Genomic DNA, 14,356 nt, shown 5'->3' with positions numbered 1-14,356 from the left:
TATTTTAAAATATTAGGGGTGTTTATTTTTTGAAGATGATTTAAAGTAGTATATCTAAGAGTTCTTCTTCAATCATGCAGTTATATTTTTCTTGCCTATAATCATTAATTAAGTTTTTCTTTTCTTCAATTTTCAATGGAGCCATTTTATCTAACATATTCTTCGGGAACTCTACGTAAGCGCCCTTTGGATTCATTTCACTATCGAAGGTTAAAATAGTCGGAATTCTGGCATCGCCAGTGCATTCCTCTAAAAAAAATTCATTTTCAGCTTTGGGGAAACAAAATAAGTTTATGTTATTGTTTTCAGCTGCCATTATCTTAATGAAGGGTAGGGTAACAATGCAATCAGGATAGTATCCTTCAGAAAAGACTGCTACATTAACAGTACAATTTAAAATTTTTAGAGATTGTTTAGTGACTAAAGATAGATTAGTAGAATTATAAGCAGTAAATTGAACATCACCATATTTAAGCTTTGATAGTTCTAAATAAGCTAATAATTATTGCAAATCAGTTAAAGTATACTACATATTTGAAGATAAGTATAAAATTACGTAAACTTCAAGTATAATGGTATTGTACCAATTTGAAGCAGCTAGAGAAAATTTAATTAGAAGTATTAACCCTACTACTGATAAAAAGGCACCAACTAAATGTAGCGAATATGCTATTCATGCTCACAGTATTTGGAGCAGTTGCACAACTTGAACGTGACTACTTAAAGGACAGACAAATGAAAGGTATAACTTTGCGGTAACAGAAGGAAGTACAAAGAACGTAAGCCTATAGGGTATCCTAAGCTATGGGAAGGATATTATAAAATGATGCAAGATGGTGATATAAGTGGTGTTGATGTTATGAAAATATTAGATTTAAAGAAAACTACATTCTATAAATTTATTAATCAATAATAGGGTGGTAAATAATACCTTGTTTTCTTATTATGGATTGCCAATTAGGGTTTTTGCTTACTCCGTTTTTCGGGGGATAGGAAAAAACACCCCAAATAAAATTCCATATTATATCACACAAGAGTGTATTATAATATGGAAGTCGAAAACCTTATGGTGGTTGGAGAATACGTGTGAGTCGTAATCAGCTAAGAATTGAAAAAAAAGAATATAGAGAAAACCGTAAGCGTAAAATAGACCACACCTTAAACTAAGGCCTGAGCTATTTTACGCTTACAAATAGAAATGTGCGTACTTGTGTTTTAAATACAATATGCTAAACTCATGCATAGACAAGGATAAGAACGTTAGAAATAATAAATTTTAGCAAGGGGATTAAAAAAAACGGATTTTATAACAGTAACTGAAGAAAAATGTATTAAGTCATATCCAGCATTTGTTCTAATGATGGGAGAAAATGTTCCAGAAGAGGTATCAAACACCAATTGCATTGCCTGTGGACATTGCATTGCTATATGCTCTACTGGAGCTATAGATAATAAAAAAACACCGATTTCAAAGCAAGTTGATGGGAAAGAGTTTCCAAAATTAAATGCAGGGCAGGCAGAGCATTTTCTAAGGTTACGTCGTTCTATAAGAAATTATCAAGATAAGTCTGTTTCACGAGAAAAATCAACTAAATCAGTTGATATTGCAAGGTTAGCACCTACTGGAAGTAATAGTCAAGGTGTATCATATGTGGTAGTTGAGGATACTCAATTAGTTAAAAAACTGTTGAACTTATAATTGAAATGCTTGAAAAATCGCCAAATAACGCATTCAAAGGGTTAATTAGTGTGTATAGAGAAACCGGAATTGACCCGATTTTACGTGGTGCCCCAAACTTAATTATGACTACTCGGGACAAAGATTTTTTAGGTGGAAGGGGTAATTCTATTTCTTCTTTAACTTATCTAGAATTATTTGCGCCTTCACTAGGACTTGGAACTTGTTGGGCTGGATATTTTGAGTGTTGTGCATCACTAAGGATTCACCACTGATTAAATTGTTTAATATTCCAGACGGAAAAACCATAACAGCTGCTGTTATGGTTGGATATCCTAAGTATAGCAATAAGAAGTTAGTGAATAGAAATCCATTAGAGGTAACTTACCTATAATATTAGATGTTTTTTTATTATTTATAATGAAATAGTACCTATTTGAATTAATAATAGCAAGGTTAAACCTACTATTATTCTATAAATAGCGAAAATTTTCATAGGCTTTTTCTTTAAATAAGTAACAAATTTTTCTACTACTACCAATGCAACTAAAAAAGCTACAATGAATCCAATAACTAAAGTAATAATTTCTCCCCCAGTAAAACTCATACCCGTTTTTAATAAAGTTAATGTTGTAGCTCCAAGCATAGTTGGTATAGCGAGGAAAAATGAAAACTCAGTTGCAGCAACTGTAGAAACACCACAAATCCAACCTCCCATTATTGTTGAAGCGGACCTAGACATACCTGGCCATAATGCAAGGCATTGGAAAAAACCAATTTTAAATGATTGTTTAATATTTATTTTTTCTATACTATCAGTTGTGTACTTATTCCTAAATTTATTTTCTACAATAATCATTAGAATTCCACCAACTATTAACCCTACTGCAACAGTTCCTGAATTAAAAAGGTATTCATCTATTTTATCATTTAGAAGAAAACCGAAAAATGCCGCTGGTATAAATGCAACGATAATATTAGTCCAGAATTTAACTCCTGATGGTTTCGTCTGAAAGAACTCCACAACTGAGGACCATATCGTATTCCAATATAAAACTATAATTGCAAGAATAGCACCTAACTGAATGACTACCTCAAAACTAGTTGCAAACCCCCCTTTAAAATTGATAATATCTCCTACAATAATCATATGACCAGTAGAGGAAATGGGAATAAATTCTGTTATCCCTTCTACTATAGATATTATTATAGCTTTTAATACAAATATAATGTTTAAATCCATGTAATATACACCCCTTATACGATATTCAATGAATTGAAAATTTCAAAAAAACTTTTTATATACTTTCCAATAATCATATTATATATTTGTAATATTAAAAATAGATTAAAATAGTCTTAGGATTCGCTTAAAAATTAGATGATTTTATAAAAAAACACCTAGAAAACAGACAATTCTGAGATCTAGGTGTTCAATATAACAATTATTTTTGTGCCAATACCTTCTTGACTTTCTACATTTATGCTTACTTTATGTATATCCACAATTAATTTAGCGATAGATAATCCAAGTCCTGATCACCTTTTGCTATAAACAATAAATTTTCAACTAATTTTACCATATTACTAGTTTCGAGCTTAATAGCATAAATAGATTTTTCAAGGGCTTCTCTATCATCTTTTCCCCATCTATCAAGTAGGTTTGCATACCCTTGTATAACTGCAATAGGAGTTCTAAGTTCATGTGAAGCATCGGATACAAACTGAATTTGTCTGTCAAAAGCCCCCTGAAGTCTATCTATTCTATTGTTAAAAGTATTACCTAATCTTTTGAGCTCATCATCAGGACCAGTAACTTCAATTTTTTTTCTTTAAATTATTAATACTAATATTGTCGACGGCCTTAATTATTGTATCAAAAGGTTCTTCAATTTTAATTCGCAAATGCCTTATAAATACATCGACTATATTGGTATCCCCAGTATAGTCATAACACCATACTATTTCAATTAAATGCTCCCTTGAAAGCACAATATCCTTTACCTTAATTTCATCTGACTTATTACTTATGGATTTATTTCTTTCATACACCCTTATCATTGCTAAGAGTTCCTCTATTGCAAATGGTTTCGTAAGATAATCATTTGCACCTACATCTAGTCCTAAAACTTTGTCCGATATATCACTTTTGGCAGTAAGCGTAATAATAGGTACTCCAGATGATTGTCGTATTCTTCTACAAACTTCTATTCCATTATTGGCGGTTATAAACTATCCTCGGTAGTAATACTGGTCTCTACTTTTGTTGCTCTTATAGCAATAATTCAATTGATGCGCTACTTTAAGCGTTTCTACATAAGGCGCTTTGCTAATAGTACAAGCGCTACCATGAGGCTTATTTTATATCAATGCTGTTTTATGATGTTAAAATAACTATTCTCTCCTGTGCTTTTATTCCTGTTGCCATGGTGCTTGCTGAAAAATTAAAAAGTATTATTTACAAGTACACCATTGCCTATCGCATAAAAAGTAGTTATGTGACGGATATTACCTATGATGCTATTGAAAATGCCATGATCTATAGATCAACTGGGATGGAAGATCAAAATATAGCAAGTTATAATTTTGAATTAGAAGACTTACAAAACAAAGTAATTAAAGCGAACATTCTAGAAAATTCAATGCAACCAATTTATAATGTTATTGCAATGCTTGGAATAATTATAGTAATTTACCTTGGAGGGACAAAGGTTATTAATGGTGATTGGACTGTAGGTAATCTTTCTACCTATCTAATTATGTTTGCTGCTATGGCAACTAAGGCAGCAAAGTTATTTAATTCTATGCAAAAATCACAGATATCCTGGAAACGTATTAAACCTTATTTTACGGAATACCAAAGCAAAGTTACCACTTCCCTGGACATTAAGGATAGTGCAATACTTTCAGTAGAGAATCTTAGCTTTTCCTACCCTAACGGCAAAGAGAATATAATTGAAAATATAAGTTTTAAGGGAAGGCAAGAGGAAATAATAGGGGTAACCGGTTCTATTGCCTCTGGAAAATCTACACTTGGATTATGTTTTCTTGGATTTTATCCTTATATAGGTAGTATTAAGATAGATGGTAAGGAGATTAAGGACTACTCTGAATATGACAGAAGCTAGATGATTTCTTACCTAGGTCATAAGCCTCAATTGCTTTCTGATAGCATTTATAAAAATATTACACTTGGGAGTGATGAGGACATTACTTCTGTTTTAAAGGATGTTTGTTTCTATACTGATTTAGAAGCAATGCCTCTTGGCGAAAATACACTTGTCGGTAACAACGGAATGAAATTGAGTGAGGGTCAACAGGCAAGGATATCTCTGGCAAGAACCCTTTTAAAGAAAAATAAAATTATGGTTTTAGATGATCCATTCTCTGCAGTTGATATGAAAACAGAAGAAGAAATCATTAAAAATCTTAAAAATAATTATAAAGATAGCTTGATTATATTAATTTCACACCGCTTAACTATTTTTAAGGAAGTGGACCACATTGTGTGTCTGAACAATGATAAAACAGTAGATTATGGTACACATGATGAGCCGCTGAAAAGTTCTGAAGTTTATAGAACAATAATAAATCTACAATCTACGGGGGGAGATAGTTATGAGCAGTAGTCTAGTAAAAAACTCAATTACTCGCGTGATTAAAAAAAATATAAGAATTGATGTAATACTAGTTTTGCTGTTTGTGGTGTTGTTATAGCAAGCTTAATTCCTCCTCAAATGATACAGGCACAATTGTTTCAAGGTTTACTAATGATGTGGATGCAATAAGTTCCATGTTTACAGGTGGTATTATCGGAATGATGATAGACTGCTTAAAAGTTATAGGAATTGTTGTTTCTATCTGGATATTCAGTGCAAGGCTTGGAATTATTACTTTCCTACTACTGCCTATTATTTATGCCATTACTCGAATTTTTCAAAAGAGAATGCTGAAGGCACAAATAGGAAATTTTATATGTATAAAATTTATACCATAATTTGATTGTTGATAGTTTGTTTACAAAAAGTTAAAATTATAGTACATAAAAACAAGGGGGGATAATAATGAAAAAACCAATATTTAAGTCATTATTATGTATTATAGCTATTTCATTTATATTGCTAGTAATACCAATAATACAACCACAAATAGCATCTGCTGCTGTTACATCTGATGGTTATGAATATAGTGTTTCAGGTATCACAGCATCGATTACTGATTATACAGGTTCAGGAAGTAACTTAACAGTTCCCAATATAATTAACAATGGCGTGTTTGATTATACCGTTACTAGTATTGGTGACGGTGCTTTTTCTGGTTCCACCAGTCTGATGAGCATAACCATACCAAATAGTGTAACCAGCATCGGCAATTATGTATTTGCAGGTAGTAGTTTAAAGAGCGTAACTATCCCAAGTAGTGTAATCAACATTGGTAATAGTGCGTTTAATGGCTGTGGAAATTTGGTTGAAGTTCAATTCTTAGGAAATGCTCCAACTATAGGTGAATTTGTGTTTTACGGTTGCTCTTCCAATTTGAAATTCTACTACCTTTGTGGAAATACAGGGTTTAAAAATCCTTGGTATGGGCAGATAACATTGAAAATTGGCATAGAAGTTACAACTCCGCCAACAAAGACAGATTATGTAGTAGGAGAGAGCTTAGATCTTAATGGACTTGTTGTTACGGGATATTACAATGATGGAACAACAGGAATAATAGCTAATTCTATGCTTTCCATAAGTGGGTTTGATAGCAGTGATCCAGTTATCGGACAAGTAGTAACGATGAGGATTAATGATAAGACAACTACATTTAATGTAAAAATTATCTCAAAAAAATATATAGTAAATTTTATTCCAAACGGGGGACAAATAGTAGTAAATCAATCTGTTAATTACAATGAAAAAGTATCTAAACCTGCAGGACCAACAAAGACAGGTTATACATTTGGAGGCTGGTATAAAGAAGCGGGGTGTATAAATGCCTGGAACTTTACAGCAGATAGAGTAACTGTAGACACAACACTTTACGCAAAGTGGACAACTCAAATACCAGTAACAACCGTACAAAGATTAGCTGGAGTTAATAGAATAGAAACTTCTATAGCTATAGCGAAAGAACAATATACTGATAAAGCACCAGATGCAATTGTACTAGCTACAGCAAATAATTTTGCGGATGCCTTAGCTGGTTCAGGGCTTGCTTATAAGTATAATGCACCACTTTTATTAGTTAATAAGACTGTTAGTAACAGCAAAACGGTATTAGAATATATTACAACAAACTTAAGCAAAGAAAAAGACATCTATATATTAGGTGGTACTGGTGCAGTTAGTAGTGAGATTTCAGATTATCTAACTATAAATGGTTATAATATAATTAGACTTGGTGGTAAGGATCGTTATGAAACAAACCAAAGAATAGTCGATTATCTAAAGGTACCTAAAGGTACAAGTATTGTTATCACAACAGGAAGTAGCTTTGCAGATGCACTTAGTATATCAAGTATAGCTGATATAAAGGGGTATCCAATATTATTAAATGGTAAAGAAAATTTATTAGCTAGCGTTAGTAGTGATATAACTAATATACAACCAACAACTGTCTATATAATTGGTGGAACAGGAGTGCTTAGCACTAATATTGAAGCACAAATTAAGCTCCTAAATGCTAACATAACTATAGTTAGGTTAGGTGGAAAAGATAGATATGAAACCTCAATGAAGATAATAGAGTATTTTAATCTAACTACAGATACTATAACTGTAGCTACCGGAATAGATTTCCCAGATGCTTTAAGTGGATCAGTACTCGCTGCAAGAAAGAATTGTAGTGTGCTACTCGTGGACAATAAGAATATAACGGAGCAGAAAGAGTTGCTATATACACAAAATATAACAACTATAATTGTATTCGGTGGAGAAGGTGTAATAAGTAATGATATAGTAACTTCACTAAAACAACCAATTAGTTATACTTATGGAAACACTTCTGGAAATCTGACAAATGGGGGAAATGTAGTTAGCGACGGACAATACAATTATTACCTGAATTCAAGTGACGGGTACAAGCTATACAAGAGCAAGCCGGATGGATCATCAAAGTCAAAGATTAGTGAATCAGTATGCAGTTCCCTCAATACAATTGGAGATTGGATTTACTATTCGGATTTCATGGTGGGTAAAGGCATATACAAAATAAAAAAAGATGGTTCCTCTAAAACCCTTATAGTTAATTCTCAAACCATGGGTATCGCTGTGGTTAATGATTGGATTTATTATTTGGAAAAAGGCGCTTCTGAATCACAAGAGAATTTTTTATATAAAATAAAAACCGATGGAACAAGTAAGAAAAAAATTGATTTTGAAACTAAAAATTCTCTTGTTTGTATCGAGCCTCAAGCTATAGTTGTAATTGAAAATTGGGTATATTTATCTTTACTCAACAAAGCAGACAATAACATTGGGCTTTATCGTATAAAGACAGATGGAAGCACCGCCCAAAGGGTATCAACTAGCAGCCCAAGGTTCTTTTCTATTGAAGATGGATGGATATACTATAGTGATGATACTTACCAAAAGATAAAGAAAGCTAAAGTTGACGGCAGCAGTGAGGAAGTACTTTATACAATTCCAGATTCCAATTACGCTTTATACGGCTTAAATGCTTCAAATGGCTATGTCTACTTTAGCAATTACACATACTCACAGCCGGATGACAAGCTTGGGATTTATAGAATGAAAACTGATGGCTCAGATCTTGTAAAATTGGTAAGTGGATCTGCAAAATTTCTTAATATTGTATCTGAGTGGATTTATTATGAATCACCCGGAAGCTCCACACTAACCTACGCCAATGGAGTATATACGGTTACTATTGGTGGTTCTTCACAAATTCTTAAGTTAAAAACTGATGGAAGCGAGCTGTTTCAGGCTAACTAAAATAATCATTCATCTTATAATGTACGTGTCGTAGATAATGAACCGACAGTATTTAACATATGAACATCAATCGCAAGAATGCTTTCATTATCTGTTTTTACGATATATCCAGTATCAATGCCTAAATTAACTTTTTCTCCTGAGAACTGATTTTTAAGTTCCTTCATATCGCTTTCAAAAGCTAAAATAATGGCATTTGCATTATCTCTAAAATCTTTATTTAGTTTATTTTGAAGTTCTTGGTCTAATAGACCTTCGATCTTCGGTATTTTTACATCAGCTTGACACCCACCGTCATTTATTACGTGTCTCCCGAATGTTAATACCTTTACAATTCGGCTCATTCCTGGTATATGAGCTACTGTAGCTGCAATGACGGGATTAACATTAAGTAAAACAACACAGATAATAACAAGACAAGCAGTTAAGCCTGTGATTTTCCCCCATGAATTTTTATGTGTGTTTACCACAATATTAAACCCAGTAACTGTAATAGTTACTGGGTTTAATAAAAGTTCAGGTTATCTTCTTTAGTTATATCATTATTACCACGAATTTATTTGCTTTTCCTAATTTATTTTTATAATAAAGTATAAGTAAACAAAAAAGTGATTGCGAAATGAAAGAGACTAGATCATTTATTAAAAATGTTTATGATGGATTATTTCAGCTTATGGTAATTAATTTTATTAAGAATGATATTGATTTTTATATAATGATGAGGAAATATAAGTATATATAGGAATATTTTAAAGAATAAAGAGGAAGATTTATGATTTTGTAGAATAGTTACAACAATATTCTATTTTAAGACTATGACTTCCAGTATATATTTGTTTACAGATAAAATTATTTGCGGCATCTGTGGTGTAAATTCAGAGGCGAAAATAGGTTTAATGTTAAAAATATAAAAAATATTAGAGGTGAAGCACATGGATTATACTAAAAATAGTTGTGAGCAGTCAATATGTTTTTATCATGATGGATATTGACAACTTTAAATTAATTAATGATATTTTTGGGTATGAGCAAGGGGATTTACTTTTAATACATATAGCAAATGTATTATCGCTACATTTAAACAAGGATGAAGTTTTCGCACGTATTACAGGAGATAAATTTAATATAGTCCTTGAATATGAGAATAAAGATAAGATTGAAAGTCGGATAGAGAAAATCACAAAGGCAGCACCCTATGAAAGGAATTATAGTGCCAGATAAATTTATTCCTATTTTTGAAAAGAATGGATTTGTAACTAAAATTGATATGTATGTTTTTGAGGAAATATGTAAAATGCAGAAGAAGCGGGTAGCAGAGGGAAAAAGTCCACTTATTGTATCTGTAAACCAGTCAAGACTTCATTTGCATAACCCAGAATATATAGAAACTTTAAAATCTATCATTGAAAAATATGGCATAAATCCCGGACTCATAGAATTGGAACTAACCGAAAGTGCATTTGCTTGCAATATAGATATTATTTTTGATATTACCAGAAGGCTTCACAAAATAGGCTTTAGACTATCCATAGATGATTTTGGATCTGGGTACTCATCCTTGAATATGCTAAAGGATACTTTCATAGATGTAGTTAAATTGATTACAATTTTCTGAAAGTGTGATTGCAAGTATATTATGTCTAAAAAATTGTATTATTATTAGCTTTTGTATGGTATGATTTGTTAAGAATTAGGTGTAAAAGTGAATGTGAATTCGAAGATTGGTAGGGGGATTATCTTGCGCATTAGTAGAATATGACTTGGAGCTATAAATGAAGAAATATTTTATTGTATATAGTGCAATGGATATAGGAAGGTGAATATGTTATGGAAGCAAATAAAAGAATAAAATCTATAGATATTTTAAGAGGATTCGCAGTAGCGTTAATGGTTATTGTAGATAATCCTGGAAACAGTAATAGAATATATACGCAATTAAGGCACCCTGTATGGAACGGTCTTGCAGTGGCTGATTTTGCATTTCCCATCTTTATTTTAACAATGTGTATGACGATTCCAATTGTTATGGAAAAAAAATAATTTCAAAAAAAATATTGGATATAGTGCTTAATGTAATCAAAAAGAGTTTTGTGTTAGTGGTTTTGGGAATATTTTTAAATGGATTTCCATTGTTTAACTTTAAAACTATTAGAATACTTGGTGTTTTACAAAGACTAGGTATAGTATATCTAATAGTTTCTTTAATTTATTTAGCGATAAGATGCAACCTAAAGAAGAAAGCTTCAATAATTAGTTTGATGACAATTATTGGTTTTTTAATAACGATAGGATATTATTTTCTACTAAAACCATTTGGATTTGGTATAGAAAGTAATTTAGTGAAAAGTGTTGATTTACATTTATTAAATGTTCATATGTATAATAAATATTTTGAGCCAGAAGGTATAATCAGCACCATAGGTGCAGTTGCTACAGGTATATTTGGATGTTTAATGGGTTATGTAATTAATTTAACAACTAAACATGATTATATTAAGCCAATATATATGAGCTTATTTGGATTAATATGTATGATTATTGCATTCCAGTTTAATAAAATATTCCCTTTCAACAAACATCTATGGTCTAGCTCATATATACTAGTAGTAGTTGGATATACGTCATTAGGACTAGCTTTATTATATATAATTTGTGATATTTATAAGAAAGACAGGATTCTTACTCCATTTAGAGGATTAGGAACTAATGCAATATTTGTTTATATTATTACAGAATTAATCAGAAAAAGTTTTTGGAAAATAAAGGTGATTGATGACAGCTTGAAATTGAACTTGAATTTGACAGCATGGCTAACCACAAAGTTCGTAACACCTTGGGCCGGTGTTAGGTTAGATTCTCTTTACTTTTCATTAATATACTTAATTATTTGGATATGTATTGCAAATAAAATGTATTCTAACAATAAATTTATTAAAATATGATCAATCTATATTTTTTTTGCAAATTTCAAGGTAGTAATTGCTATTATATGTTAGCAAGTGAGTCCAGCATGTCCTCACTAGGAACCCAGGGTAGAAAAAAATTACAAATGTAAGTGATAAGAGATTAATAAAAAGTATAATTATATAGGACATTTATTTCAAGATAGGTATTTTAGCGAATTAATTAAGAGCGATGAACAAATGTTAGAAACAAGCAGATATGCACTTTTAAATCCTGTTAGAGCCAATAGTTCACCACAGAATTAAGTGGCGATGACCTTATGTTAAAGGTGAAATTCAGTCTTGTTCTTGCAAAAATAAATGTTCACCAAGGGCCTACGGCAGAACCATGTATACAAAGCCCAAATGGGATGTTCGTCTTTTTACTTCCATTCCTCGTGGTAGCGAACAGTGGAAGAAAGCGATGAATAAACGAACTGCTTCTGAACGCATTAATAAAAGAATCCTTAATGATTACAATATGGAAGAATCTCATTCTCGTAGTAAAAAACGTTGGTCTTGGTGGATTACCGTCCATTATACTAATGTGCACTTGGATGCAATGATTAAAGTTTTAAAGTTTAACTTTCTTTCTATTTTAGAAAAATCGTTTCTACATATAGCCTAATTAAATTATCCAGTGCCTGTTTCCTATATAATTACATTTTATGAATTAGCTTTGCTATGCACATTTTTAAGGTTTTCATATTCTAAATAGTAGTTTATGAACAATTTAGAGCAAATTCACGATGATCTTTGTTTTGTTTGAAAATATTTACATTATCAATTAGTTTCCGAATTCACTTAATTATCTTATTGTTCTACTTTTTCAAAATCTGATTTTGGAACTCAATATAACGGACAAATATTAAATTATGATTTAAGTGTAAATCCACAATAACCTATCTCATCGCATCTTCTCTTCATATCATTCCATATTTCTTTTCCTTGAATAGATTCTATTGCTGTAGGATATAGTATATAGTTTTCTTTAAATATGTGGTCTCTCATGTTAAATATAATATATTTTGCTGATTCATCTACTTTTTCTTTGAATTCATTGAAGTTTAATTCAGATGCTTCTTCTGCTGCCGCTTTTAAAAATTCTTTCCTAGTTTTTAAATCTTCATGCTCCATTCTCATAATTCGGGTTGGTCCAGTAATTTCTCTGCTTTCCATCTCAGTAAACAACACCTTTTCTTCTCTTTGGTGATGATTTTCTGCATCTAATATATTAAATATAATAGTCTTTAATTCTTTAATTTCTTCTAAATTGTCAATATATTTTTCGGCCTTTTGAATTTTAGAATTAACTTCTTCAAGTTGTGTCAAGAATTCAAGAATTTTATCGTGTTCAGCAATAAGGGTATACACAACATGACCCGGTTCAATCTTTGTTTTTATTTTATCAAGTTCGTCTTTTAAGACTTCCATGTGTATATCACAAAGATGCCTTAAATCTTGAGGCTTCATTCCTTTTTCTATTAAATTTTGCTCTGCAATTGAAAGTTCAACAGGACTTATATTTGAAACAATGTCTAAAGCTTCTTTTCTTAGAGCCTCAGTTACACCATCCTGATTTAGTTTTTGCAAAACTTGGGTTAATTTTTCTATTTTTTTGTTATCCATCTTTAAAATCTCCTTTTTAAATCTATTTTTAGTTATTTTGTTTCCATGACATAATTTTAATAAATTTGGATATATAAGAATGTGATTTTCAGTTGCTATGGATTCAAGTTTTTAACAACTTACATTTATGTCGACCATGTCAGCCTTACTTAATGCTCTTCTAGCAAAGGTATATATTAATCTATATTATTAACTTCTTTAACAATAGAATACTAGTTTTTATACTATAAGACGGTAACTTACGTTACAGTTTTAAAAAAAAACAACCTAAAAGCTTATATAAGCCCTTAGGTTGATTTGAAAGTATTATTCTACATATGATCTTAACATATCTATTGTTTTATAATCAGTACTTTGTTACCCTTAAGATTAATAATACCAAGTTCTTCAAATATGCTGAGTTTTCTACTTATGGTTTCTCTTGTGACTCCAACATAATTCGCCATCTCTTCTCTATTTATAGGTAAGTTGATTTGCAAGCCCTGACTTACGGTTACGCTATACTTTTCACCAAATTCTAAAAGCATAAATGCAATTCTTATTTCTGCATCATTAGTAGCAAGATTTTGTGCAAGATTTTCAGTTTGAGTTAGACGTTTTGAAATAACTTGTAATAACTTTAAGGATATTTCTGGGTTGCTCATGATAATTTTATCCATGTCATGCTTAGTTAATGTACATATCTTAACATTTTATATAGCATAAGCATCAAAATTATACAGTTCATCACTACTAAACAAGCTTAATTCTCCAAAAAAATCACCACCAGTAAAGATATGAACTATTTGTTCCTTACCTTCTTTTGTTAATTTAGATATTTTAACTTGACCTTCATTAATAATGAATAGGGTATCTGATTTTTCACCTTGACTACATAACAGATCACCTTTTTTATAGACTTTATGTCCTGTCATATCAATAATTTTTATAAGCTCATCATCAGATAGAAATGAAAATATCGGTACTTTCTTAGCGCATAGGCTATGATTACAATTTTCACAATTACACTTTTCCATATATATATCACCTACCATCTAATATCATAGTGGTGCTAGAATAGAAATAGTACAATAGAAATTGAGAAAGTTCCTGATAAGTATTACAATAAAGATAATAGATGGAGGGACTTAATCATGAGAAAACAACACGATAAACAATTTAAA

Annotated in this window: 14 protein-coding genes and 5 pseudogenes; 12 read left to right on the top strand and 7 right to left on the bottom strand. The window is 31.1% G+C overall.

Going from position 1 to position 14,356, the window contains the following annotated elements; translation table 11 throughout:
* Positions 1-40: 40 nt before the first annotated feature.
* Positions 41-478: pseudogene (locus JJD95_RS01620) on the bottom strand (thioredoxin family protein); the annotation flags it as partial.
* A 94-nt stretch (positions 479-572) separates the two neighbouring features.
* Between JJD95_RS01620 and JJD95_RS01615 the strand changes: the two are divergent.
* From JJD95_RS01615 to JJD95_RS01605, 3 genes are all read left to right on the top strand, one after another.
* A complete protein-coding gene (locus JJD95_RS01615) occupies positions 573-710 on the top strand; it encodes a hypothetical protein (RefSeq protein WP_291639660.1) in 138 nt (45 codons plus the stop codon).
* A 647-nt stretch (positions 711-1,357) separates the two neighbouring features.
* Positions 1,358-1,699, top strand: coding sequence for a nitroreductase family protein (locus tag JJD95_RS01610; protein WP_291639658.1), 342 nt, complete (start codon positions 1,358-1,360; stop codon positions 1,697-1,699).
* Positions 1,700-1,704: 5 nt separating this feature from the next.
* Positions 1,705-1,953: a hypothetical protein gene (locus JJD95_RS01605; protein WP_291639656.1), complete on the top strand. Its 249-nt coding sequence runs from the start codon at positions 1,705-1,707 to the stop codon at positions 1,951-1,953.
* Positions 1,954-2,093: 140 nt separating this feature from the next.
* Here JJD95_RS01605 and JJD95_RS01600 read toward each other — a convergent pair whose 3' ends face one another.
* From JJD95_RS01600 to JJD95_RS01590, 3 genes and pseudogenes are all read right to left on the bottom strand, one after another.
* Positions 2,094-2,921: an undecaprenyl-diphosphate phosphatase gene (locus tag JJD95_RS01600; protein ID WP_291639654.1), complete on the bottom strand. Its 828-nt coding sequence runs from the start codon at positions 2,919-2,921 to the stop codon at positions 2,094-2,096.
* A 265-nt stretch (positions 2,922-3,186) separates the two neighbouring features.
* A complete protein-coding gene (locus JJD95_RS01595; protein WP_291639817.1) occupies positions 3,187-3,357 on the bottom strand; it encodes a hypothetical protein in 171 nt (56 codons plus the stop codon).
* A 139-nt stretch (positions 3,358-3,496) separates the two neighbouring features.
* Positions 3,497-3,895 (bottom strand): annotated as a pseudogene (locus JJD95_RS01590) (response regulator); the annotation flags it as partial.
* A 152-nt stretch (positions 3,896-4,047) separates the two neighbouring features.
* Between JJD95_RS01590 and JJD95_RS20060 the strand changes: the two are divergent.
* The 3 genes and pseudogenes from JJD95_RS20060 to JJD95_RS01570 all read left to right on the top strand — a co-directional run bounded on the left by JJD95_RS20060 (position 4,048) and on the right by JJD95_RS01570 (position 8,622).
* Positions 4,048-5,307 (top strand): annotated as a pseudogene (locus JJD95_RS20060) (ABC transporter ATP-binding protein).
* 71 nt (positions 5,308-5,378) lie between these two features.
* A complete protein-coding gene (locus JJD95_RS01575; RefSeq protein ID WP_291639648.1) occupies positions 5,379-5,675 on the top strand; it encodes an ABC transporter transmembrane domain-containing protein in 297 nt (98 codons plus the stop codon).
* A 67-nt stretch (positions 5,676-5,742) separates the two neighbouring features.
* Positions 5,743-8,622 carry a cell wall-binding repeat-containing protein gene (locus JJD95_RS01570; RefSeq protein ID WP_291639646.1) on the top strand — a complete coding sequence of 960 codons (2,880 nt, stop codon included), beginning with the start codon at positions 5,743-5,745 and terminating at the stop codon, positions 8,620-8,622.
* A 14-nt stretch (positions 8,623-8,636) separates the two neighbouring features.
* On the opposite strand, the gene JJD95_RS01565 is transcribed toward JJD95_RS01570, so the two are convergent.
* Entirely contained in the window at positions 8,637-9,092 is a 456-nt protein-coding gene (locus JJD95_RS01565) for a DUF4163 domain-containing protein (RefSeq protein ID WP_291639644.1), read from the bottom strand.
* Positions 9,093-9,241: 149 nt separating this feature from the next.
* On the opposite strand from JJD95_RS01565, the gene JJD95_RS01560 reads away from it, so the two are divergent.
* The 6 genes and pseudogenes from JJD95_RS01560 to JJD95_RS01535 form a co-directional block, all read left to right on the top strand.
* On the top strand, positions 9,242-9,364 hold the full coding sequence (locus JJD95_RS01560; RefSeq protein WP_291639643.1) for a hypothetical protein: 123 nt from the start codon (positions 9,242-9,244) through the stop codon (positions 9,362-9,364).
* 212 nt (positions 9,365-9,576) lie between these two features.
* Complete coding sequence (locus JJD95_RS01555; protein ID WP_291639641.1) at positions 9,577-9,843, top strand: diguanylate cyclase; 267 nt, start codon at positions 9,577-9,579, stop codon at positions 9,841-9,843.
* Entirely contained in the window at positions 9,818-10,237 is a 420-nt protein-coding gene (locus JJD95_RS01550; RefSeq protein ID WP_291639639.1) for an EAL domain-containing protein, read from the top strand. Before JJD95_RS01555 ends, JJD95_RS01550 begins: the two co-directional genes overlap by 26 nt.
* A 212-nt stretch (positions 10,238-10,449) precedes the next feature.
* Complete coding sequence (locus tag JJD95_RS01545) at positions 10,450-10,662, top strand: hypothetical protein (RefSeq protein ID WP_291639637.1); 213 nt, start codon at positions 10,450-10,452, stop codon at positions 10,660-10,662.
* A gap of 50 nt (positions 10,663-10,712) precedes the next feature.
* A complete protein-coding gene (locus JJD95_RS01540; protein WP_291639635.1) occupies positions 10,713-11,564 on the top strand; it encodes a DUF5009 domain-containing protein in 852 nt (283 codons plus the stop codon).
* A gap of 126 nt (positions 11,565-11,690) precedes the next feature.
* Positions 11,691-11,813 (top strand): annotated as a pseudogene (locus JJD95_RS01535) (transposase); the annotation flags it as partial.
* A 624-nt stretch (positions 11,814-12,437) separates the two neighbouring features.
* Here the strand turns inward: JJD95_RS01535 and JJD95_RS01530 are convergent.
* Together JJD95_RS01530 and JJD95_RS01525 are read right to left on the bottom strand one after the other, a co-directional pair.
* Positions 12,438-13,193, bottom strand: a complete 756-nt coding sequence (locus JJD95_RS01530) for a DUF438 domain-containing protein (RefSeq protein WP_291639633.1) — start codon at positions 13,191-13,193, stop codon at positions 12,438-12,440.
* Positions 13,194-13,499: 306 nt separating this feature from the next.
* Positions 13,500-14,209 (bottom strand): annotated as a pseudogene (locus JJD95_RS01525) (Crp/Fnr family transcriptional regulator).
* Positions 14,210-14,356 lie beyond the last annotated feature (147 nt).

Source organism: Clostridium sp., from assembly GCF_016650035.1.
Lineage (GTDB): Bacteria > Bacillota > Clostridia > Clostridiales > Clostridiaceae > Clostridium_AD.
This window is presented reverse-complemented; position numbering and strand designations above follow the sequence as displayed.